Source organism: Streptomyces sp. NPDC005752 (assembly GCF_040630715.1).
Classification (GTDB): Bacteria; Actinomycetota; Actinomycetes; order Streptomycetales; family Streptomycetaceae; genus Streptomyces.
Map to the genome: position 1 here is coordinate 51,179 of NZ_JBEXYB010000021.1, position 25,143 is coordinate 76,321.

5 protein-coding genes are annotated in these 25,143 nt (G+C 73.4%); 1 reads left to right on the forward strand and 4 read right to left on the reverse strand.

The annotated features are described in order from the left end of the window. Positions 1–113 precede the first annotated feature (113 nt). Together ABZ441_RS18970 and ABZ441_RS18975 are read right to left on the reverse strand one after the other, a co-directional pair. Positions 114–1,172: a vWA domain-containing protein gene (locus ABZ441_RS18970; protein WP_358975123.1), complete on the reverse strand. Its 1,059-nt coding sequence runs from the start codon at positions 1,170–1,172 to the stop codon at positions 114–116. Positions 1,173–1,260: 88 nt separating this feature from the next. Continuing rightward, positions 1,261–2,013 (reverse strand): class I SAM-dependent methyltransferase, encoded by a 753-nt coding sequence (locus tag ABZ441_RS18975; RefSeq protein WP_358975125.1) that lies wholly within the window; start codon positions 2,011–2,013, stop codon positions 1,261–1,263. Between the two features lie 271 nt (positions 2,014–2,284). On the opposite strand from ABZ441_RS18975, the gene ABZ441_RS18980 reads away from it, so the two are divergent. Next, positions 2,285–3,007 (forward strand): 4'-phosphopantetheinyl transferase superfamily protein, encoded by a 723-nt coding sequence (locus ABZ441_RS18980; RefSeq protein WP_358975128.1) that lies wholly within the window; start codon positions 2,285–2,287, stop codon positions 3,005–3,007. Between the two features lie 30 nt (positions 3,008–3,037). On the opposite strand, the gene ABZ441_RS18985 is transcribed toward ABZ441_RS18980, so the two are convergent. Together ABZ441_RS18985 and ABZ441_RS18990 are read right to left on the reverse strand one after the other, a co-directional pair. After that, positions 3,038–10,603 carry an amino acid adenylation domain-containing protein gene (locus ABZ441_RS18985; protein WP_358975131.1) on the reverse strand — a complete coding sequence of 2,522 codons (7,566 nt, stop codon included), beginning with the start codon at positions 10,601–10,603 and terminating at the stop codon, positions 3,038–3,040. Continuing rightward, the gene (locus ABZ441_RS18990; RefSeq protein WP_358975134.1) at positions 10,600–25,140 is read right to left on the reverse strand and encodes an amino acid adenylation domain-containing protein; all 14,541 of its coding nucleotides are present in this window, start codon (positions 25,138–25,140) and stop codon (positions 10,600–10,602) included. Before ABZ441_RS18990 ends, ABZ441_RS18985 begins: the two co-directional genes overlap by 4 nt. Between the last annotated feature and the right edge of the window lie 3 nt (positions 25,141–25,143).

Below are 25,143 nucleotides of genomic sequence, written 5' to 3' on the forward strand. Positions count from 1 at the left end.
TCCGGCGTCCGCGCGGGCCGGGGACGGCCGGGGACGGCCGGGGCCCGGGGGATGGCCGGGGGCCCGCTCCCGGCACACCTCTGTGCCGTGGCACGTCACCCGGCCGTGCCTGATCAGAGCATGATGAGCAGACGTGTGTCGGCCTTGAGCTTCCTGTTCACCGAGCGGCTCTGCACGTAGACCTCCAGCTCGGGGTTGTTCCCGGCCTTCACGGAGACGGTTCCGTGGATGCCCGTGCCGAAGAGGAGGTTGCGCGCCGCGTCGCCCGTGTACGCGCGGTCGGTGTTCCTCTCGACCACGATGACTTCCTTGTCGGGCTGGACCTGGACCCGGGAGCCCAACTGGTAGTAGCAGGAACCCCGCTGGTAGGTCACGCCGGGGTGCGAGTCGACGAACGACCGGATCTCGGTCTCCTTGTCGACCTTCAGGAGGCGGTACTTGTCTGCCGAGACGGGTTCGAGGCTGGCCCGCACCTCGTCGACCGATATGTCCTGGCCCACGGCGAACAGGTTCTTCGTCCCTCGCACGCCCTGCTCGCGTCCCCGGAGGAAGCTGGTGGCGGCGGCGCGCACGGTACCGATGGCCTCCTCGACGCCTTCCTTGGAGTCCGCGTCCCAGATGGCGATGTTCCCCGCCGGGAAGCCGTAGTTCTGCGCGGTGCGCTTCGCCAGGGAGTTCGGAACGAGGATCGCGGAAGTCCAGTGCCCGGGAAGCGATCCCATCTTCGACGAGATCCTGTCGAGCCAGGGGCCGAGGACGGTCATGTCGCCGTCGTGCCGCCTGTCGCCGCCCGAGGCGTTCTCCTCGCCGTCCGTCACGACGATCTGGAGGAAGCTGTGCTCGCCGTACTCCTCCCAGATGTGGTCCAGGTCGTCCAAGGACTTCAGGGATGCCTCGATGAGGGCCGTGGCGCCGTTGTTCACCTTGTACAGGCCCCGCATGGACGGCAGGTGCTTCACGTCCATGTCCCAGACCAGGTTCTCCACCCTGTGGTCGAAGGAGTAGAGGCTGATCCGGGTCTCGTGACCGAGGCTGTCCGACTCGGCCTTCAGGCCCGCCACGAACTCGTCGACGACGCGGGTGAGCTGACCCTGGTGCGGCCGCATGGAACCCGAACAGTCCACTACCAGCGCGACGTGATTGACCTTGTGCTGGATCTTGTTGGCGGACACGTGTCCACTCCCTCCGAAGCTCCCCGAGTGATGTCTTCACCCTAGGAGGAGGCACTGACAGTCGCCCTGACGGCTGATCACGCGCCCGCTACGACCGCGCGTCGTCCATGCCGTGCGGCTTCTGCCAGACGGAGACGTGCGACCTGCTGGACGCGGTGAACGGCGCTTCGTCCCAGCCGGCCCAGCGCTCGGACAGTTCCAGGCCCGCGAGCTCGGCCATCAGATCGAGCTCGGACGGCCAGACGTACCGATGGGGTGAGACGAACGCCGAGCCCCGTCCCTCGGTGATCGTGTAGTGGTGCGAGACCACGTGCTGGCCGACCAGGTCGTACGTGTCGAAGCCGACGTGCCGGTCGCCGACGTGGAACGGGCGGGCCGTCTCGCCCGGTGGCAGACGCTGCAGGTCGGGGACGAACACCTCGATCACGAAGCGGCCTCCCGGCTCGAGGTGTCTCGCGGCGTTGCGGAAGCACGCGACCTGCTCGCCCTGGGAGAGCAGACAGGTGATGGCGTTGTACACGAGGTAGACCAGACCGAACGTGCCCGGCGCCCGGCAGACCGTCATGTCCCCGACGATCACGGACACCTCACCGCCGCGGAGCTTCCTGCCGAGCTCCTGGGCCATCGGCTTCGACTTCTCGATTCCGGCCACGCGCACGCCGCGCGCGCTCAGCGGAAGTGCGACGCGGCCGGTCCCGACGGCGAACTCCAGCGCTGCGCCGGACCCCGCACGGCGCTCGAGGAAGTCGACGGCGGGATCCAGGACTTCGGGTGCGTACATGTGCTCCGAGGACTCGTCGTAGCTCTGTGCCACCTGCTCGTTCCACACGTCACTGTTCATGACGTCGAAGACTTCCACGCCGCAGGACGCACGAGCCACCCTGTTTCGACGGCTGTCGGGTCGGCCGTGGGGCGGCGCCGTTCCTGTGGCCGGATGTCCGGCGCCCTCCCCGTGTCTCGGAGCCGGTCCGGTAACTTCTCAGGACATCGGGGGGACCAACTGGTTCACGCTACGGATCGACGTTCCGGATCGCACCACGGTGAGCGCGTGTGTGGCCGCGTGCCGGACGTGGGCAGCCACGGATCGTTGCCATGAGACAGCTGGAGACAGAGTGATCGAGCACATACTGCCTGCCGGGGTGCGGTTCGCCGAGGCCTTCGACGACGACCTGGATCCCGGGCTGTTTCCCGAGGAGGAGGCGCTGGTGGCTCGTGCCGTACAGAAGCGCCGTTCCGAGTTCGGCACGGTCCGGCGCTGCGCCCGCGCGGCGCTGGCCACGCTAGGGATCTCCCCTGCCCCTCTGCTGCCGGGCCGGCGTGGCGAGCCGCGCTGGCCCGCCGGGATCGTGGGCAGCATGACCCACTGCGTCGGATACCGGGGCGCGGTCGTCGCACGATCGGCGGCGTTCGTCTCCCTGGGGATCGACGCGGAACCCGACGAGCAACTGCCCCCGGACGTACTGTCCGTGGTGTCGCTCCCCGAGGAACGGGACCGCATGGACCGGCAGGCCCGAGAGGGCGAAGGCACCGCGGTCCATGCGGACAGACTGCTGTTCAGCGCGAAGGAGGCCGTGTTCAAGGCGTGGTACCCGCTGACGCGGAAGGAGCTGGACTTCACCGAGGCTTCGATCTCCTTCGCCTATGCCACGGCCCGCTCAGGCACCTTCGACGCCCGGCTGCTCGTGCCCGGCCCCGAGCTGGAGGGCCGCAGACTGGACGGCTTCACGGGGCGCTGGGCGGCTGATCAGGGGCTGGTGCTGACGGCGATCGCGGTGTCCACCGTGGCCTCGGCCCCCCGGGTCCCCCAGGGCCCGGGAGGCCGTGCCGCTGTCTGACCGTCCGCCCGCACTCCCCCGCACGGTCGGCTACGACATGGCCCGCGCCTCCCGCGGAGCGGGCAGGAAGCCTGTTCCGTGGAAGTAGGCCAGGTAGCGGGCCACCGTCTCGTCGGTCAGGGGCGGCAGGTGCACTCCGAGGACCGCCGCGGCCTTGGCGGTCCGGCTGGAGTCGAAGCCGCGGTGGTCCGTCGCCCCGTGCCGGGCCCGCCCCTCGTCGCCGAGGAACAGCTGCGCCGCGTTGTCGTGCTGCGCCGCGACGCGGGCCTGCCACAGGGGTGCCGGGACGGTGCGCAGTTCGTGGCCCAGACGGACGGCCGCCTCGAAGACCCGGTCCAGTCCCGGTGCGTCCGGGTTGGTGAGGTGATAGGTCTCGTCGCCGGTCGTGCCGGACGCGGAGAGGGCCACGACCGCCGCGCTGACGTGGTCCACGGGCACCCAGTCGGTCGACCCGTGTTCCAGGTCCGGCACGGCGCCCGCCTGGAGGCACCCCTTGATCAGCTGCCACAGCAGGTCACGGTCCTGGCAGGCGCCCGTGGTGCTGTCGCCGCTGATGCGGCCGGGCCGGTAGACGGTGACCGGCAGGCCGCGTTCGCGGGCCAGGCCGACGAGTTGCTCGGCGACCCACTTGCTCCGGGCATATCCGTCGGGCAGTCCGGACGGCGGCCCGGTCGGGGACGATTCCGTGATGACTGCGGCACCCGGGCCGGACACCGGGGCGTAGACGCCGGTGGTCGAGACGTAGTGCATGCCGGGTGAGGCGGAGTCGGCGAGCAACCGCAGCAGTTCCTCGGTGCCGCCCACGTTGGGGGCGCGGAGATCGTCGTACGCCGCGGCGAAGTTGACACGTGCGCCGTTGTGGATGACGGGGCCGAGGCGGCGGACCAGGGCGGTCCGGTCCTCGGGTGACAGGCCCAGGCCGGGGGCTGCGAGGTCTCCGGGCACGGGGCTGATCAGTGCCGCGTACCGGGGGTGCCACAGGCCGTAGTGCTCCAGGTTGGCACGCAGCCGGTGCGCGGCGTGCTGCTCGTCCTCGGCCCGTACGAGGCAGTCGACCGGCCCGTCGGTCGTCTCCATGAGGTCGCGCAGGAGGAAGGCGCCGAGGAAGCCGGATGCGCCGGTCAGGAGGGGCCGGGCGGAGGGGCGGGAGAGCCTCGGGGCGGGCACCGGAGCCGCGGACCGGCGCGTGATGTCCGCCGCCAGGCGGACCTCGGCGGAGAGGTCGGGTACGGCGGCCTCCTCCTGGCCCGCCTCCCCCGCCTCGCTCTCCAGGAGACGCGCGACGCCCTCCACGGTGGGCGCCGCGAACAGGGCACGCAGGGAGGGCCGTCGGCCGCACCGCTCCTCGATCCGCCGGGCGAGGGTGACGGCGAGCAGCGAGTGGCCGCCCAGGGCGAAGAAGTCGTCCGTGACACCCACGTCGGGTACCCCGAGCGTCTCCGCGAAGGCCTCGCACAGGGCGCGTTCGCGGGCGTTGCCGGGCGCGCGGCCCCCGGCCGGCACCGCCCGGCCGGGGGCGGGCAGGGCACTGCGGTCGGTCTTGCCGTTGGGGGTGACGGGCAGGGCGGCGAGCCGTACGTGGGCCGCGGGGATCATGTGGTCCGGCAGTGTGGCAGCGAGGTGTGCGCGCACCTCGGGCTCGTCCGGGCCCTCCACACCGTCGGCGGCCACGGTGTAGGCGACCAGCCGCCGGTCACCGGGCCGGTCCTCGCGGACGACGGCGCAGGCGGCGGCCACGCCGGGCAGGGCGGTGAGCGTGGCCTCGATCTCGCCGAGTTCGATGCGGAAGCCGCGGAGCTTGACCTGGTCGTCGACGCGGGAGACGTAGACGAGCTCCCCGTCGGCGGTCCAGCGCACCAGGTCTCCGGTGCGGTACATGCGGCCCCCCGCGCGGTCGAACGGGTCGGCCACGAAGCGGGACGCGGTCAGGGCGGCCCGGCCGTGGTACCCGCGGGCCACTCCCTCGCCGGATACGTAGAGTTCGCCGACGACGCCGGGCGGTACGGGGGACAGTCCGTGGTCCAGGACGTGGACGCGGGTGCCGTCGACGGGCACGCCGATGGGCACCGTACGGTCGGGGGCGCGGGGACCGTCCGCGTGCTGGAAGGCGCTCATGGTCGCGCAGACGGTGGTCTCGGTGGGTCCGTAGGCGTTGACGAGGAAGCGGTCCCCCGCCCAGGCGTGCACCAGGGCCGGCGTGCACGCCTCGCCGGCGAGGACCATCGTCGTCCCGGCGGGCAGGGAGCCCGGCTGCATGACCGCGAGGGCGGCGGGCGGCAGGGTGAGGTGGGTGACTCCACGCTCGCGTACCAGGGCGGCGAGCGCGGGGCCGGGGAGCAGGGCGTCGCGTTCGTCGATCTCCAGGCAGGCACCGGAGAGCAGCCCCATGCACAGTTCCCAGAACGCGGCGTCGAAGCTGACGGACGCCATGTGCAGCACTCGGCTTCCCGGGGTGACGCGCAGCCGCTCGCGCTGGGTCCTGGCCATGGCTCCGGCGCCGCGGTGGGTGACCACGACGCCCTTGGGGCGGCCGGTGGAGCCGGACGTGTAGATGACGTACGCCGGGTGCGCCGGGAGCAGGGCCGGGGTGGGACCCGCGGTGTGTGCGGGCGCCGGTGTGCCGGGGCCGAGGTCGTCGGTGTACAGGCAGGGCACCGGGGAGTCCGGGAGGCGGTCGCGGATGGCGGGTGTGGTGAGGAGCAGACCCGGCCGGGAGTCGTCGAGCATGTGGGACAGGCGCCGGGCCGGGTAGTCCGGGTCGAGCGGGACGTACGCCGCCCCGGCCTTGAGGACGCCGAGGAGGGCGACGACGAGGTCGTGGGTGCGGGGCAGGGCGACGGCCACCCGGTCCTCGGGGCCGATGCCCCGCGCCGTGAGGTGCCGGGCGAGGTGGCCGGCGCGGGCGTCGAGTTCGCCGTAGGTGAGGGTGGTGGATGCGTCGCGGACCGCCGGGGCGTTCGGGTTTCGTCGGGCCCGCTGCTCGAAGAGGGCCGGGACGGTCGCCTCCGGCAGGTCCTCCACGGGCCCGGTGCCCCAGGCTGCGAGGCGGGTGCGCTCGGCGGCGGTGAGCACGTCGTACCTGCTCAACGGGCGTTCGGGGTCGGTGGTCACGGCGTCGAGCAGCAGGACGAGCCGTTCGGCGAGGGCGCTGACCGTGGCCTCGTCGAAGAGTTCCGTCGCATAGTCGACGGCGGCCCGCATTCCGCTGGGCACGCCGTCGTCGTCGTAGGTCTCGGTGAAGGTGAAGGACAGGTCGAACTTGCTGACACCGGGGTCGAGGGCCACACCGCCGGTGGTGAGGCCCGGCAGGTCCACGGGGGCCGCGGGGGTGTGGTTCTGGAGCACGAGCATGGTCTGGAACAGCGGGTGGTGGTTCTGCGAGCGTGCGGGGTTGATCAGTTCCACCAGGCGCTCGAAGGGGACGTCCTGACGGGCGTACGCGGAGAGGTCGAAGTCCTTCACCCGGTGCAGGAGTTCGAGGAACGTGGGGTCGCCCTTGAGGTCCGTGCGCAGTACGAGTGTGTTGACGAAGAAGCCGACCAGGTCCGCGGCTGCCTCGTCGGTGCGTCCGGCGACGGCCGTGCCCAGCGGGATGTCGTCGCCCGCGCCGTGCCGGGAGAGGACGGCCGACAGGGCGGCCTGGAGCACCATGAAGACGCTGCAGCCGCCGGTGCGGGCGAGGTCCGCGATCCGCCGGGCGGTGGCGGGGTCGAGTGTGAAGTCGTGGGTGGCGCCGGTGTGCCGGGGCACTGCGGGTCGCGAGCGGTCCCAGGGCAGGTCGACCATCTCGGGCAGGCCGTCCAACGCCGCTTTCCAGTATGCCAGTTGGCGCGTGACGAGGCTCTCCGGGTCGTGCTCGTCGCCGAGCAGGCGGCGCTGCCAGAGGGTGTGGTCGGCGTAGTCGACGGGGAGTTCTGCCCACGCCGGTGCCTCGCCACGGAGACGGGCGCCGTAGGCGACACCGAGGTCACGGGCGAGGGGGGCCATGGACGAGCCGTCGGCGGCGATGTGGTGGATCACGAGGACGAGGACGTGGGCGTCCTCGGCCACGCGCAGCAGGGTCGCCCGGAGCGGGAGCCGGTGCTCGACGTCGATCGGTGTGCCCGCGACGGCTCTGATCCGGCCGGCGAGCCGGTCCTCGTCGACGGCTTCGACCGTGAACGGGAGCCGGATGTCGGCCGGGGCGATGATGTGCTGGTGCGGCCGGCTGTCGTGCTCGGGGAAGACGGTGCGCAGGGCCGCGTGCCGGTCGACGACGTCGCGGAGTGCCCGGCTCAGGATTTCCGTGTCGAGCGGTCCGTCGATGCGGAGGGCGAAGGGAATGTTGTAGGTGGCGCTGGGGCCTTCGAGGCGGTGGAGGAACCACAGGCGCTGCTGGGCGTAGGACAGCGGGAGTACGGGTGGGCGTTCCTGCGGCACGAGGGCCGAGCGGGCGGGACGGTCCGCGCCCTGGAGGGCGGTGGCGAGCGTGGCGACGGTGGGGTTCTCGAAGAGGGTGCGGATCTCGGTCTCGGTGTCCAGGGCTGTGCGGACACGGCCGACGAGGCGGGTGGCGAGCAGGCTGTGGCCGCCCAGGGCGAAGAAGCTGTCGTCCACGCCGACCCGGGCGACGCCCAGGACATCGGCGAACAGGCCGGCGAGGATCTCCTCGTGGGCGCCGCGTGGTGGGCGGCTCCCCGTGCCGGGCAGGGCGGCGGGAGCGGGCAGGGCGGCACGGTCGAGCTTGCCGTTGGTCGTCAGTGGCAGCTCGTCGAGCGGCTGGATGACGGCCGGCACCATGTAGGCGGGCAGCCTGCGTCCGAGGTGCGCGGCCAGCAGCTCCGGGTCCGGGGTGTGCCCGGGTGCCGGGACGACGTACGCGGTCAGGGTGCGGTCGCCGGGCAGGTCCTCACGGACCAGGACGCAGGCGGCGCGCACGGACGCGTCCGCGCGGAGCGCCGCCTCGATCTCGCCCGGTTCGATGCGGTGGCCGCGGAGCTTGATCTGCTGGTCGGCACGGGCCACGTGGTGCAGGGTGCCGTCGGTGTCCCGGCGCACGAGGTCGCCGGTGCGGTACATCCGCGTCCCGGTGCCGGCGAAGGGGTCGGCGACGAACCGGGTGGCGGTGAGGCCGGGGCGCCCCAGGTAACCGCGGGCGACGCCGGGGCCCGCGACGTACAACTCGCCCTCTGCGCCGGGTGGAACGGGCCGCATCGCCGCGTCCAGGGCGTAGGCGCGCATCCCGTCGAGCGGCCGGCCGATCGGGGGCACACCGGTGCGGGGCTCGCCGGGACGTACCCGATGGAGCGTGGCGAACGTGGTGCTCTCGGTGGGCCCGTAGACGTTCAGGTACGTGGTGCCGGGGTGTGCGGCGGCGAGGCCCTGGAGGACTCCGGGCGTGGCCGCCTCCCCTCCGGAGGCGACCAGGCGGAGCAGGCCGAGGGCGCCCGGGTCGGTCTCGGCGACGACGTCGAGGAGGGCCGTCGTCAGGAACGCGGCGGTCGCGCCGTACCGGGCGACGAGGTCGCGGAGTACGGCGGGCTGGAGGGCGCCCTCGGGTGCCACGACGACGCGCCCCCCGTTGAGGAGAGGGGCCCAGATCTCGAAGGTGGAGGCGTCGAAGACGTACGCGGAGTGCAGCAGCACGGCGTCGGCCGCACCGTCCCCCCACGTCCGGTCCGACGCGAGGGCGGTGATGTCGGCGTGGGTGACGCCGACGCCCTTGGGCAGGCCGGTGGAACCGGAGGTGAACATCACGTACGCCAGTCCCGCGCCGCCCGGGTCGGCGGGAAGGCATCCGGGGACGGCGGGCCCTCCCTCCCGGACGCGTCCCGCGCCGTCGACGGCCAGCACCCGCACGTCGGGTCCGAGCCGTCTCACCCACGGGTGTGTGCGGGTGGTTTCGTCGACCACCAGGACGCGCAGGGCGGCCACCTCGGCGACGCGGGTGAGCCGTTCGGCGGGCCAGTCCGGATCGAGCGGCACGTAGGCGGCGCCCGCGCGCAGGACGGCCAGGGACGCGGTGACCGTGGCGGCCGAGCGGCCCAGGAGGATGCCGACCCCGTCCTCGGCGCCGGTTCCCAGTCCCGTCAGGGCCCCCGCCAGGGCGTCCGCGTGTGCCTGGAGGCGCTCATAGGTCAGCTGCTCGCCGGCGCCGGTCACGGCTACCGCGTCCGGGTGCCGGACGGCATGCCTGGCCACCGCCTCCGCCACACCCGTATCCCCTGTCCCCGGCGGCAGTTCGGCACCGTACGCGTGGGCGAGCAGTGCCTCGCGCTCACCGTCCAGGAGGACGGGAACGGCGTCGGCGGGGCGGTCGAGGCCCTCCGCCATGGCGGTCAGCAGACGCCGGACACGGGCGACCGTGCGGGCCACCTCGTCGCGGTCGAGAACGGCGGTCCGGTAGCCGAAGGTGATGCGCAGGGCGGCGCCGGGAGCGACGGTGAGAGTGAGGGGATAGTGGGCCGCGTCCGTGCCGCTGAAGCCGGTGACGGCGAGGTCCGGCAGCGCCTGCTGCGCGGTGCGCAGGGCCTCGGCGTCCATCGGGTAGTTCTCGAACACGGCGAGTGTGTCGAAGAGTACGTCCAGTTCCGTGACGCCGCGTATCTCGGTCAGACCCACGTACTGATGGCCGAGGAGGCGGCTCTGTTCCTCCTGGAGGCGTGTCAGGAGCGCGGCGAGCGTCTCGCCGTGTGCCGGCCGGAGCCGGACCGGCACGGTGTTGATGAACAGGCCGACCATCGACTCGATGCCGGGGATCTCCGGCGGGCGGCCGGACACGGTGGTGCCGAACACGACGTCCCGGCGGCCGGTGCTGTAGGCGAGGACCAGGCCCCACGCACCCTGGACCAGGGTGTTGAGGGTGAGCCGGTGGGCGCGGGCCGTCTCACGCAGCCGGTGCGTCGTGGCCACGTCCAGGTCGAGGACCAGGGTGCCGGGCAGCTCGGCGGAGCCCGGCACGTCCGCGCCGCCGGACCCGGCGATCAGGGTGGGCGCCTCGATCCCGGACAGGGCGGTGCGCCAGGCGTCCAGGGCGGCAGTGCGGTCCTGCCGGGCCAGCCAGGCGAGGTAGGTGCGGTAGGGCACGGCGCGCGGCAGGGTGCTGTCGTCGCCCCCGTGCGCGTAGAGCTCGAACAGTTCACGCACGAGCAGGGGCATCGACCATCCGTCGAGCAGGATGTGATGGCTCGTCATGACGAGCCGGTGCCGCTCGGGAGCGGTCCGCACGAGTGTGAACCGCATCAGCGGCGGAGTGGTGAGGTCGAAGCGGCGAGTCCGGTCGGCGGCGAGGAACGCGGAGAGGCGCTCCTGTGCCGTGCCCGTACCGTCCGTCCCGGACAGGTCCAGCTCCTCCAGGGGCACCGGCACCTCGGCGGCGACGGCCTGCACGGGTTCGTCCAGATCCTCGTGGAGGAAGCCGACCCGGAGGTTGGCGTGCCGGCGCAGCAGGCCGCCGACGGCGGCGTGCAGGGCCGGGACACCGACGGGGCCTTCGAGGTCGAAGACGAACTGCGCGGTGTAGACGTCCACGGCGCGGGAGTCGTACAGCGCATGGAAGAGCATGCCTGCCTGCAAGGGCGTCAGCGGCAGTACGTCCTCCAGTCGGAAGCCGGTCACTTGCGTCCACCCCACCTGTTCTGAAGTCGGTCGATCTGGGCCTGGTCGAGTGAGACCAGGGGAAGGTCGGACGGCGTGCAGCCGCCCGCGTCGGGTCGTTCGGCGTGCTCGGCGACGGCGCGCAGAGCACGGGTGAAGGCGGCGGACAGCGACTCCATGTCCTCCTCCTTGAGAAGGTCGCTGGGCCAGGTCCAGCGGGTCACCAGTCGCGGACCGTCCGGCAGGTCCTCGGTGTGCGCGTTGATGTCGAGCACGTGGTGGACGGGCATGTCGGGGTCCTGGCTGCGCGGCCCACCGCCGTCGAGGAGTACGTCCCAGTCGGCGCCGTCGCCCCCGTCCGCCGTCCCTGACGCGGCGTACCGGCCCAGGTAGTTGAAGCCGATCTGGGGGGCGGGTGCGGTGGCCAGCAGAGGACGGGTGGCCGGGTTGAGACGGCGCAGCATCCCGTAGCCGACTCCGTGGTCGCGGATGGCACGCAGCTGCTCCTTGACACGTTTGAGGGCGCGTTCGACCAGTGCGGCGTCGAAGCGTCCGGGGTCGCGGGCGTCGACCGGTCCGGGGTCGAGCCGGACCGGGTAGAGGCTGGTGAACCAGCCGACCGTGCGGGAGAGGTCGAGGTGGTCGGCTATCTGTTCGCGGCCGTGGCCCTCCAGGTCGAGGAGGACGGCGGTGCCGGCCTGCCGGGAGCCGCCGAGGGCCGCGGAGCGTTCCGCGCGCCAGGAGCAGACGGCGAGTGCGAGGCCCGTGAGCAGGACGTCGTCCACTCCGGCGCGGTAGGCGGCGGGTGCGGTGGTGAGCAGGGACCTGGTCCATGTGGCGGGCAGATGGGTGACGAGGGTCCGCGTCCGGTCGGCGGTGTCCAGGTCGGCGTCGAGCGGCCGGTATCCCAGTTGCGGGTCGGGCGTGTTCAGCACCACCTGCCATGCCGGGAGTTCCGCCTCACGGTCCGGCTCCTGCGCCTGGGACGCCAGCAGCTGCGCCCACTGCCGGTAGGACGTGGTGGCCGGGGGCGGAGGTGCCGGCCGTTCACCGGTGGAGGCCGCCTTGACGACGCTCTGCCAGGCGGTGGCCACGTCGGTGGCGAGGATGCGCCAGGAGACCGCGTCGACGGCCAGGTGGTGCACGACGAGCAGGAGCCGCCCTCGGGCTCGGGGTCCGGCGTCGCACCAGACGGCCTCGACGACCTCCCCCTGCGCGGGCCGCAGCCGTCTGCGGGCCTGTTCGCCCGCCTCGGTGACGACGGCGCGTACGGCGTCGGCGTCGAGCCCCGCGACGTCGACCCGGGTGAAGCGGCGTCCCGCCGGCACGGCGCCGGGCGGCAGGGCCTCGAGGGCGGGTGTGCCGTCGGCCGACCGGGTGGTCCGCAGGCGGAGCATGTCGTGCTGGTCGATGAGGAGTTGGAGGGTGGCTACGAGGGATTCCCGGTCGGCTCCCGCGGGCGTGCGCAGCACCCCGGACTGGTTGTAGCCGTCGGTGGTGCCGGGCCGTTCGAGGAACCAGGCGGCGATGGGCGTCGCGGGCATCTCGCCGGTGCCCTGCCCGGCCGGCGCGGGGGTCCTTCCGCCCAGCTCGGTGGCGACGGCCGCGATGGCCCCGGGTGTGCGGTGGACGAACACATCGCGCGGGGTGACGCCCAGCCCTGCCTCGCGGGCGCGGCTGACGAGCTGGATGGAGAGGATGCTGTCGCCACCGAGCGCGAAGAAGTCGTCGTCGGCCCGTACGGCGGGAGCACGCAGGACGGAGGCGAACACCTCGCACAGGACGCCTTCCTGCGGGGTGCGCGGCTCTCCCCCCGGCCGGGCGGCGGCGGGGCGCTCCGGGGCGGGCATGGCGCTCCGGTCGGTCTTGCCGTTGGGCAGCAGCGGCAGCGCGTCGAGGGGGACGAAGACCGCGGGGACCATGTACGGCGGCAGGGCCGACATCATCCGGGCGCGCAGCTCGCCGTCGGTGAGGGGCGCGGCACCACCGGCCGTGTCGGCGACGGTGTAGGCGACCAGTCTCCGCTCGCCGGGCCGGTCCTCGCGTACGAGGACGCAGGCGGCGGCGATGCCGTCGAGGGCGGTGAGAGCGCCTTCGATCTCGCCCGGTTCGATGCGGAAGCCATGCAGCTTGACCTGGTCGTCCACGCGGGAGACGTAGGTGAGCAGACCGTCGGCATCTCGGCGGACGAGGTCACCGGTGCGGTACATGCGGCTGCCGCGGGGACCGTAGGGATCGGCGACGAAGCGCGCGGCGGTCAGGCCGGGGCGGCCCAGGTAGCCGCGCGCGAGGCCGCCGCCCGCGATGTGGAGCTCGCCGGTCACGCCCGGCGGCACCGGCCGCAGGGCACTGTCCAGGACGTAGGCGCGGGTGTTGTCGACGGGACGGCCGAGCGGCACGGTCCCCTCGCCCGCCGGGAGGTCCGCCTCCCCGCGGCGGTGGTGGTGGGCGGTGGCGTCGATCGTCGTCTCGGTGGGCCCGTACAGGTTGTGGACCTCGGCCTGCCAGGCCCGTCCGACGCGCTCGGCCAGGGACCGGGGCAGGGGCTCACCGCCGCACAGCACGGCCCGCAGCGTGGCGGGGGCATCGTCGGGAGCGGTCTCGGTGAGGACGGCCGAGAGGTGCGAGGGCACGAACTGGGCGAGGGTCACGCCCGCGTCGCGCATGCGGGCCAGCAGCCCCGCCGGGTCGTGGTTGAGGAGCGGCGGCACGGGGCAGGTGGAGCCCCCGTGCAGGAGCGGCAGCCAGGTCTCCCAGACCGAGGCGTCGAAGCTCGGCGAGGTACGGGCGATGACCCGGTCCTCGTCGGTGAGGCCGAGGTGGTCCGCCATCCACGCCATGTGGTTGGTCAGGGAGGCGTGGGTGACGACGACGCCCTTGGGGCGTCCGGTGGAGCCCGAGGTGTAGATGACGTACGCCGCGTCGCGCGGATCCGGCGTGGTGGGCGGCGGGGCCGCGTGCCCGGCCGGCCGGGCGGCCCGGTCGAGGGCGAGGCAGGGTACGGACGCGGTGTACCGCGCGGCACGTGCGGTGTCATGGGTGAGGAGCAGTGCCGGGCGGGCGTCGTCGAGGATGTGGGCGATACGCGCCTTCGGGTACTCCAGGTCGACCGGCAGGCAGGCGGCCCCCGTCTTGACCACCGCCAGCATCGCGACGACCTGGTCGGCGGTGCCTTCCAGGGCGAGGGCGACGAGATCGCCGCGGCCGATGCCCCTGCCGTGCAGGTGGTGCGCCAGATCGTCGGAGAGCGCGTCGAGTTCGCCGAAGGTGAGCCGGCGGGTGCCGTCCAGCACTGCGGTCGCCGCGGGGGTCCGGGCGCACTGGGCCCGGAATCCCTCGGGCGCCGTACGTGCCGCCACCGGCCGTACGCGGCCGTGCGCGGCACGGTCGAGTTCCAGCCGCTCGGCCGTGTCCAGGACGTCGACGGTGTGCACGCGCCGGCCGGGGTCGGCCGCGAGCGAGGCGAGCAGGCGGGTGAGCCGGGCGGCCAGGGCGTGCGCGGTGGCGTGGGCGAAGAGCTCGGTGGAGAACTCCAGTACGCCGTCGAGACCGGCCGGCCTCCCTGTGCCGTCGTGCTTCTCGGTGAAGGTGAAGGTCAGGTCGAACTTGCTGATGCCGGTGCGCACGGGCTGCCCCGTGACCGTGAGACCCGGCAGGTCGACCACCGCGTCCGCGTGGTTCTGGAGGACGAGCATGGTCTGGAACAGCGGGTGGTGGTTCTGGGCCCGGACCGGGTCGAGGGCGTCCACCAGCCGCTCGAACGGCACGTCCTGGTGGGCGTAGGCCGCGAGGTCGAACTCCCGTACACGGTCGAGCACTTCGTGGAAGGAGGGGTCCCCGCTCAGGTCGGTGCGCAGGACGAGGGTGTTGACGAAGAAGCCCACCAGGTCGTCGAGGGCCTCGTCGGTGCGTCCGGCCACGGCGGTGCCGAGAGGGATGTCCTCACCCGCGCCGTGCCGGGAGAGGAGCACCGAGAGCGCCGCTTGGAGCACCATGAAGAGGCTGCAGCCGCGGGCGCGGGCGAGTCCCGCCAGGGCCCGGTGGGTGTCCGCGTCGACGGGGAAGGCGAACGCGTCACCGCGGTGCGCCGTCACGGCCGGCCGGGGGTGGTCGTAGGGCAGGTCGAGCAGGTCGGGGGCGCCCGCGAGCGCGGTGCGCCAGAAGTCCAGCTGGCGGGCCGCCTGCCCGGCCGGGTCGTCCTCGTCACCGAGCAGGGCGCGCTGCCAGAGCGTGTAGTCGGCGTACTGGACGCGGAGTTCCGTCCAGGGGGGTTCCACGCCCTCGGTGCGGGCCCGGTAGGCCGTGCCCAGGTCGCGGGCGAGTGGGGCGAGGGACCAGCCGTCGCCCGCGATGTGGTGGACGACCAGCACGAGGACGTGGTCGTCGGCGCCCAGCCGCAGGAGCCGGGCTCGTACGGGCATGTCCGTGCTCACGTCGAAGGTGTGCGCCACCTCGGCGCCGAGGACCTCGTCGAGACGGTCGGCAGGGGTGGCGCGGGGTGTCAGGTCGAGGTCGGCGCCGTCGGCGTCGAGGACGAGCTGGCGCGCCACGCCGTCGGTCTCGGGGAAGACGGTGCGCAGGCTCTCATGGCGTTCGACGACGTCCGCGAGGGCGCTCTCCAGGGCTTCGGCGTCGAGCGGTCCGTGCAGACGGAGCACGAGCGGCACGTTGTACGTGGCGCTGGGTCCCTCGAACCGGTTGAGGAACCACAGGCGTTGCTGCGCGAAGGACAGCGGCATCGGATCGGGGCGGGTCCCGGTGCGCTCCAGGGGGCTCCTGGCCGCTTCGGCGCTGTCCAGTGCGGCGGCCAGCCCCGCCGGCGTGGGGTGTTCGAAGAGGGCCTTGACCTGTACCTCCGCTCCGAGCGCGGTGCGGATGCGCGCGGCGAGGCGGGTGGCGAGCAGCGAGTGTCCGCCCAGGGCGAAGAAGTCGTCGTCGGCGCCCGCCCCGTCGAGACCGAGCACGTCCGCGAAGAGTCCGCGGAGGATCTCCTCACGGACGGAGCGCGCGGACCGTCCGCGGACCGGAGCCTGGTGCTCGGGGGCGGGCAGAGCGCCGCGGTCCACCTTCCCGTTGAGGGTCAGGGGCAGCGCGTCGAGCAGGACGAACGCGGAGGGCACCATGTAGGCGGGCAGGGACCGGCCGACGGCCCGGGCGAGGTCGCCGGGTTCGGGGCGCGTGCCGCCCGCGGGCACCACGTAGGAGACCAGTCGCCGGTCGCCGGGGGTGTCCTCGCGGACGACGGCGAAGGAGTCGGCCACGCCCTCGCAGCAGGCGAGCACGCCCTCGATCTCGCCGAGTTCGATGCGGTACCCGCGCAGCTTCACCTGCCCGTCGGCGCGGTTCACGTACGCGATCTGCCCGTCAGCGGTCCATCGGACGAGGTCGCCGGTGCGGTACATGCGCCCGCCCGCCGGGTCGAACGGGTCGGCCACGAAGCGCGTGGCGGTCAGGCCCGGCAGCCCGGTGTACCCGCGTGCCACACCGGGGCCGGCCAGATAGAGCTCCCCCACGACTCCCGGCGGTACGGCGCTCAAGGCTCCGTCGAGGACGTATCCGCGCATGCCGTCCAGGGGCCGGCCGATGGGCGGGGGGCCGGACGGCAGGCCGGCCGTCACGTCGTAACGGGTGGCGAAGGTGGTGGTCTCGGTGGGCCCGTACACGTGGAGGACCCGTATGCCCGGCGCGGTGCCGGCGACCCGCTGCATCGCGTCCGGCGAGGCCAGTTCCCCGCCCGCGCAGACGAGCCGGAGGCCGGTGAAGGCGCCGGGATCGGTCTCGGCGATCACGTTGAACAGAGCCGTCGTGAGGAACACGGCGGTCACTCCGTGCTCCTGGACGGCCTCGCCGAGGACGCGGGCCTCCAGGACGCCCTCGGGTGCGACGACGATCCGGCCGCCGTGCAGGAGGGGCGCCCAGATCTCGAACGTGGAGGCGTCGAAGACGTACGCCGAATGCATCAGGACGGCGTCGGCGGCGCCGTCGCTCCAGGCGGAGTCGGCGGCGAGCGCGGCCACGTCGGCGTGGGTGACGCCGACGCCCTTGGGCAGGCCGGTCGAGCCGGAGGTGAACATCACGTAGGCGAGCGCGTCCGGGCCCGGCACGGCGGCGGGGCGGCGCGGCCGCTCGGGTGCGCCCCGCAGTACGCGGCCGGCCCGGTCCACGACCACGACGGGCACCCGTCGGGCTGTCTCGGTCACCCAGGGGGAGGCGAAGGCCTCCTCGTCGACGACGAGGACGCGCACCGCCGCCACCCCGGCCGCCTGGTCGAGCCGTTCCCGGGGCCAGCGCGCGTCCAGCGGGACGTAGGCGCCCGCCGCGCGGACCACGCCCAGGGACACCGCCACGACGGCCGGTGCCCGGGTGAGCAGCACGCCGATCCCGGCCTCGGGGCCCACGCCGAGACCGGCCAGGGCGTGGGCGAGACGGTCGGATACCTCGTCCAGTTCGGTGTAGGTGAGAGTGGCGTCGTCGCCGGTCACGGCGACGGCGCCCGGTGTGCGGCGCGCCCGGGCGGCGAAGAGTGCGGGCAGGGTGGCGTCCGCGGGCAGGGCGCGGCCGGTGCCCCAGCGCGTGACACGGGCCTGCTCGTCCGGTGTCAGCAGGCCGTAGCCCGCGAGCGGAAGGCCGGGGTCGGCGGCCACCTGTTCCAGGAGTCGGACCAGGCGGGTGGCGAGGGTTTCGACGGTGGCCCGGTCGAAGAGGGCGGTGGCGTACTCGATCCCGGCGCCGAGGCCGCCCGCGGCCCGTTCCTCGGTGAAGGCGAAGGTGAGGTCGAACTTGCTCAGGCCGTTGTGGACGAGCCGGTCCTCGACGGTGAGTGCCGGCATGTCGGGGCGGTCGGTCTCCTGGTTCTGCAGGACCAGCATGGTCTGGAAGAGCGGGTGGTGGTTGCGCGCCCGGACGGGATTGACACTCTCGACGAGCCGCTCGAAGGGCACGTCCTGGTGTGCGTAGGCGGCCAGGTCGAACTCGCGTACACGCACGAGGAGTTCCCGGAAGGTCGGGTGGCCGGACAGGTCCGCGCGAAGGACGAGCGTGTTGACGAAGAATCCGACCAGGTCCTCGAGCGCCTCGTCCGTGCGGCCTGCGACGGGCGAGCCCAGCGGGATGTCGTCGCCCGCGCCGTGCCGGTGCAGCAGGGTGGCGACCGCCGCCTGGAGCACCATGAAGAGACTGCTGCCCGACTCGGCCGCCAGCCGCAGGAGTCGCGCGTGGACGGGTGGCGGCACCGCGAAGGTGTGGACGGCCCCTCTCGGGTCGGTGGTGACCGGACGCGGCCGGTCCAGCGGCAGGTCGATCAGGCCGGGCAGACCCGCCAGGGCGGCGTGCCAGTGGTCGAGTTGCCGCCGCAGCAGGCTCTCCGGCGCATCACCGTCGCCCAGGACCGCGTGCTGCCAGAGGGCGTAGTCGGCGTACTGGAGGGGATCGCCGTTCGCGGTTCCGGGGTCCCGGCCCTCGAGCCGGGCGCGGTAGGCGTCGCCGAGATGACGGGCGAGCGGGGCGAGGGACCAGCCGTCGCCCGCGATGTGGTGCAGGACGAGCACCAGGACGTGGTGGGCGGGCGCGGAGCGCAGCAGCCGGGCGCGCAGCGGCGGGTCCACGACGACGTCGAACGGCTCGCGCACCGCGGCCAGAACGGCTTCCTCCACGTCGCCGGGGGCCATGGCCACGACGGGCAGGCCGGGCACGGCGGTGTCGACCGGGAGAATCAACTGATGGGGTACGCCGTCCTGTTCGGGGAACAGCGTGCGCAACGCCTCGTGGCGCCGCACGACGTCGCGCAGGGCGGCCCGCAGGGCGTCGGTGTCCAGGGGGCCGTCGAGTTCGAGTACGAGCGGAATGTTGTAGGCGGAGCTGGGGCCTTCGAGCCTGTTGAGGAACCACAGGCGCTGCTGTGCGAAGGACAGCGGCAGCGGATCGGGCCGCTGCGCCACGGGCACCACGGGCGGGCGGGCGCTTCCCTGCGTGTCGAGGACGCGGGCCAGGCCCGCGACGGTCGGGTGCTCGAAGAGGGTGCGTACGGCGATCTCGGCGCCCAGGACGGCGCGGACGCGGCTGACGACACGCATCGCGAGGAGCGAGTGCCCTCCGAGGTCGAAGAAGCTGTCGTGCGGGGCGACGTGGGGCCGTTGCAGGACGTCGGCGAAGATTCCGGCGAGCAGATCCTCCGGGAGGGTGCGACGCCCCGGCCCGGCCGGGGCGTCGCCACCCGGCCCGGGCTCGGGCAGGGCACGCCGGTCCACCTTGCCGTTGGGCAGGAGGGGGAGCTCGTCCAGGAGGACCACGGCGCCGGGCACCATGTAGTGCGGAAGGGTCTCGGCGAGGGCGTCGCGCAGGGCGGCGGGGCGCGGGGCCGGGTCGCCGGAGACCGCGTAGGCGACGAGCCGGCGCCGGCCGGGAGCGTCCTCGCGGATCACGGCGCAGGCGGCCGTGACGCCGGGCCCGGCCAGGAGCGCTGCCTCGACCTCCCCCAGTTCGATGCGGAAGCCCCGGAGTTTGACCTGGTCGTCGGCGCGGGCGACGTAGTCGAGCTGACCGTGCCGGTTCCACCGCACGAGGTCGCCCGTCCGGTACATGCGGGCGCCGTTGGCGTCGAAGGGGTCGGCCACGAAGCGTGCGGCGGTAGGACCCGGGCGGTTCAGGTAGCCGCGGGCGAGGTTGGGGCCCGACAGGTACAGCTCCCCGGTGACGCCGGGAGGTACGGGCCGCAGCCGGCCGTCGAGGACGTAGGCGCGCGTGGTGTCGACGGGGAGTCCGATCGGCACGGTCTCGGACGGCGGGCGGCCGTCCTCCCGTCCGTCGGCGTCCGGGCCGACGACGCGGTGGGCGGTCGCGTCGATGGTGGCCTCGGTCGGGCCGTAGAGGTTGTGCACGTCGGCCTGCCACAGCTCGGCGACGTCGCGGGCGAGTGCACGCGGCAGCGGCTCGCCGCCGCACAGGACGGCGCGCAGGGCGGGAAGCGGTGCGGCGTGTGCTGCCTCGGTGAGGACGAGGGCAAGGTGCGAGGGCACGAACTGGCAGACGGTGACGCCGAATCGGCTCATCCAGGAGACGAGGGTGCCCGGTTCCCGGTTGGCTTCGTGCGGCAGCACACAGACTTCGGCGCCGTTCATCAGCGGGAGCCACAGCTCCCACCCGGAGGCGTCGAAACTGTTGGAGGTGCGCGCGAGGACGCGGTCGTCCGGTGTGACGGACAGGTAGCGCGCCATCCAGGCCATGTGGCCGGCCAGGGCCTCGTGCGTCACGACCACGCCCTTGGGGCGGCCGGTGGAGCCGGAGGTGTGGATGACGTACGCGGGGTCAGCCGGGTGCGGGGTGTCCGGCACGGCCGTGGTGTCCCCCGTGGGCCGGGCGGCCGGGCCGTCGAGGACGAGCCACGGTACGCCGCACTCGGGCAGGTCCTTGTGGACGTCGGTGGTGGTGAGCAGGAGTACGGGCCGGGCGTCGTCGAGCATGTGCCGGATGCGGGCGGGCGGATACTGCGGGTCCACGGGCAGGTAGGCGGCACCGGCCCGCAATACGGCCAGCATGGCGACGACGGTGTCCACGGACGGCGGCACGGCGAGCGCCACCCGGTCCTCACGGCCCGCGCCCCGGTCGCGCAGGACCTGGGCGAGGGCGTCGGCGCGGGAGTCGAGCTCGGCGTAGGTGAGGCTCGTGTGCGCGTCGCGGACAGCGACGGCGCGGGGGGTGCGCGCGGCCCACTCCCGGACCGCTCCAGGAGCGGTGGGGGCGGGCAGCGGGAGCTCGGCGCCGCGTCCCCGGCGAAGGACGCGGTCACGCTCGCCCGGCGTCAGGGGGTCGAGGTCGCCGATCGTACGGTCGGGGTCGGCCACGGCCTGGGTGAGGACGCGCGCGAAGCGGGCGCACAGGGCGCGGGCCGTGTCGGCCTCGAAGAGGTCGGTGGCGTATTCCAGGTATCCCCCGATGCCGCCGGGGGCTTCGAGACTCCCGCGGACCTGGGTGCTCCCGGGGGCTTCGGTCGTCCCGGAGGCTTCGGCGGTCCCGGGGGCTTCGGCGGTCCCGGAGGCTTCGGCGGTCCCGGGGGCTTCGGCGGATCCGGTGAATTCGGTGAATTCGGTCAGCGAGAACGTCAGGTCGAACTTGCTGACCCCGGTGTGCCGGGAACGGTCGCGTGCGATGACGCCGGGGAGATCGAGCTCCGCCCGCTCCTGGTTCTGGAGGACCAGCATGGTCTGGAACAAAGGGTGGTGGTCGCCGGACCGCTCGGGGTTGACCGCCTCCACGATCCGTTCGAAGGGTACGTCGCCGTGGCTGAAGGCGGTGATGTCGAACTCCCGCACCCTTTGCAGCAGTTCGCGGAAGGTCGGGTCGCCGGAGACATCCGTGCGCAGGACGACGGTGTTGACGAAGAACCCGACCAGGTCATCGAGTGCCTCGTCGGTGCGCCCGGCCACCGCGGCGCCCAGCGTGATATCGGTGCCGGCACCATGGGCGTGCAGCGTCACGGCCAGGGCAGCCTGCAGCACCATGAACGGGGTGCATCCCGTGGCGCGGGCGAGCCGGACGAGCTCGGCGTGAGCGGGCTCGGGCAGCTCGAAGGGGACCGCGTCGCCCCGGTGACCGGCGACGGCCGGGCGGGGGCGGTCGAGAGGCAGGTCGAGCAGGTCGGGGGCGCCGCGCAGCGCCTCCTGCCAGAAGGCGAGCTGGCGTGCGGCCAGGCTGTCCGGGTCGTCGGCGTCACCGAGCAGCCGGCGCTGCCAGAGCGTGTAGTCGGCGTACTGCACGCGCAGTTCGGGCCAGTCGGGCGTGTCCGTGCCGGAGACCCTGGCGCGGTAGGCGGCGCCGAGGTCACGGCTGAGCGGAGCGAGCGACCAGCCGTCGGCGACGACGTGGTGGAGGACGAGCAGCAGGATGTGGTGGTCGGGGCCCGGGCGGAGCAGATGGGCGCGTACACCGAGGTCGCCCGTGAGGTCGAAGGGCGCCGCGGACAGGCGGCGCACGGTCGCCTCGGCCCAGACCTCGGCACTCTCCCCGGCCGGCGCGAGCTCCACACCGAGGGGGACGAGGACCTCGGCATCGGATGCGTCGAGTACGTTCTGGCGGGCTACCCCGTCGTGCTCGGCGAAGACGGTGCGCAGGCTCTCGTGCCGGACGACGACGTCGGCCAGGGCACCACGCAGGGCGTCGGTGTCCAGCGCGCCCTCGAGTTCGAGGACGAACGGGATCGTGTAGGTGTCGCCGGGGCCCTCGGCGCGATTGAGGAACCAGAGGCGCTGCTGCGCGTAGGAGAGCGGTACCGCCTCGGGCCGGTGCTGCGGGGTGAGGGCCGGCCGGGCCGTGGCGGCGGTGTCGAGGGCGGTGGCGAGGGCGGCCACCGTGGGGTTGTCGAAGAGGGTGCGCATGCCTGCCTCCGCCCCCAGGGCGGCCCGCACCCTTCCGGTGAGGCGGGTGGCGAGCAGGGAATGGCCGCCCAGGGAGAAGAAGTTGTCGTCGATGCCGACGGACGCGACTCCCAGGACGTCGGCGAACAGGCCGGCCAGGACTTCCTCGTAGGCCGTGCGCGGTGCCCTGCCGGTGGTGGCGACGGCGCGAGGGGCCGGCAGCGCCTGGCGGTCGACCTTGCCGTTGGGGTTCAGTGGCAGCGCGTCGAGCCGGACGAACGCGGAGGGCACCATGTAGGCGGGCAGAGCGCGCCCTGTGCGGCGGGCCAGGGCCGCGCCGTCCGGCCGGGCGCCGGGTGTTCCCACGACATAGGCGACGAGCCGCCGGTCGCCGGGTATGTCCTCGCGGACCAGGACGCAGGCGGCCCGCACGTCCGGATCGGCGAGCAGGGTGTTCTCGATCTCGGCGGGTTCGATGCGGAATCCGCGGAGCTTGACCTGCCCGTCCACGCGTCCGACGTACTCGATGTCTCCGCGCGCGGTCCAGCGCACGAGGTCACCGGTGCGGTACATGCGGCCACCGCGGGCGTCGTAGGGATCGGCGACGAACCGGGAGGCGGTCAGCGCCGGCCGGCCCTGGTAGCCGCGGGCGACGCCGTCCCCGCTCACGTAGAGCTCGCCCACGACACCGACGGGCAACAGGGCGAGTTCCGCGTCGAGCACGTGGAGGCGCATCCCGTCGAAGGCCCGTCCGATGGGCGGCACACCCGGCCTGCCTGGGGAGACCCGGTGGCGGGTGGCGAAGGTCGTGGTCTCCGTCGGCCCGTACACGTGCAGGACGCGCGCGCGGGGCGCGGTCGCGGCCACCCGCTGCATCAGGTCCGGGGTCGCGGACTCGCCGCCCGCGGCGACCAGGCGCAGCCCGCCGAACGCGGCGGGGTCGGCCTCGGCCACCACGTTGAACAGAGCCGTCGTCAGGAACAGCGCCGTCACTCCGTGCCGGTCCACCACGTCCCTGAGGGTCGGCGCCTCGAGTACGCCGCCCGGTGCGACGACGACACGGCCTCCGTTCAGGAGCGGCACCCAGATCTCGAAGGTGGCGGCGTCGAACACGTAGGCCGAGTGGTGCAGCACCGCCTCGCACGCTCCGTCGGACCAGGTGGTGTCGGCGGCGAGTGCGAGGACGTCGGCGTGCGTGACGCCGACGCCCTTGGGCAGACCGGTGGAGCCGGAGGTGAACATCACGTAGGCGAGCCGGTCGGTGCGGGTCACACCCGGCGGCTGTCTCCGCCGTCGCGGAGCACCGCGCACGACGGCGCCGCGACCGTCCAGGACGATGACCGGCAGGGCCGCCGCTGCTGCCGCCTCCACCCAGGGCCGGCCGGCGCCGGCCTCGTCCACCACCAGGGCACGGACGCGGGCCACTTCGGCGACGCGGTCGAGCCGCTCCGCGGGCCAGGCCGCGTCCATGGGTACGTACGCGGCCCCCGAACCGACCGTGCCGAGTGTGGCGGACACCACGGCCGCCGAGCGGCCCATGAGGACACCGACGCCGTCCTCGGCACCGATCCCCCAGCCGGCCAGCGCACCGGCGAGGTCGCCCGCCGTCCGCTCCAGCTCCCGGTACGAGAGCGTGACGGCGCCCTCCACCACCGCCGGGGCGCCGGGGGTCAGGCGGGCCTGAACACCGAATGCCTCCGCCAGACCGGAGCCGGCGGTGCGCTTCGGCAGGACGGCTCCGCGCCCCTGGGCGAGCAGGTCCCTCGCGGCGGTGTCGTCGAGGAAGGGCAGGTCGCGGAGGGGTGTGTCGGCTTCCGCGCCGGCCAGAGCCGTCAGGAAGGGGACGAGGGCCTGCTGGAGCAGTTGTACGTCGTCGGGGTGGTAGAGCTCCGGGTTGGCGTCGAATCCGATCAACGGACCGTTTTCCTCGGCCCGTTCGGAGACGAAGAGGGAGACGTCGTCGACCGGGCCGATGGACAGGACGCGGGAGGCGGCGGGACTGCCGGCGAAGTCGAGGTCGTAGTCGTAGCCCATGATGTTGACGACGACGTCGGTCAGATGTGCCGCGTCGTCGGCCATGTTCAGTTCGCGGGCCAACTGCTCACGGGAGAACCGTCGGTGGCGCAGGGCTCCGCCCATCTCCGCGGCAACGGCCCGCACGAGGGCGCCGACCGTCATGTCGGCGGTGACGCCGATGCGCAGCGGCAGGATGTTGGCGGTCATCCCGACGATGTGGCGCAGCCCGCCGTGACGGCCGTTGGAGGCGAGGCCGACCGTGATGTCCTGGGCCCCGGTGACCCGGCCGACGTAGGCGGCGACCGCACTCACGAGTACGGCGGTCCACCTGGTGCGGTTCTCGGCGGCGAGTCCGCGCAGGTCGTCGAGGACGGAGACGGGCAGGGTCTCCCCGCTGTGCATCCGGACGTCCGCTCCGGCGGGCACGGCCGACGTCGCCGCCGCGTCGGTGCGCCGGCGGACCAGCGCGGCGCCGCCGCGCGTGTACGCGTCGTCGCCGGCTCCGGCGGAGACCCCCGCGCCGTCGGCCGCCCGGTCGGCGAACCTGTCGCACCAGTAGGCGCGGTCGGCCTCGAAGCGGTCCGACTCGCGATAGGCCTCTTCGTCGGCGATGAGGTCGCGCAGGGGCGCGGCGGGCAGCGCGGCCGTGGCGAGGTCCTCGCCGCGCACGGCGCGCCCGTAGAGGTCGGCCACGGTGCGGCCGAACACCGCGCCGCCGAGGCCGTCGACGGCGATGTGGTGGAAGCGGACGTACCAGTAGTGCAGCCGCGGCCCCAGGCGCAGCAGGGCGAAGTGGTGGCGCGGCGCGTCCAGCCGGTCGACGGCCGACATGTCGTCGGCCATGTAACGCTCGGCCGCGGCCACGGGATCGTCGGCGCCGGACAGATCGGCCAGGCGGAGCCGGCTGGTTTCTTCCGCCGAGCGGGAAGCGACGTACTGGTACACCGTCTCGCCGCGGGTGACGAACTCGAGGCGGAGACTGTCGCACAGCGCGACGGCCCGGTTCAGGGCCGCGTCGAACAATTCCTCGTCGAGGCCGCCGTGGATCTCGAAGCATTCCCCGATGTTGTATTTGGGACTGTCCGGGTCGACGAGTTGCCCGTACCAGACGCCCTGCTGGGCCGTACTCAGTTCGAGGAAATCTTCCGCGACCACATGCGCCTGAAGGGGCGGAAGAGAACTGTTTTCCTGCATGCC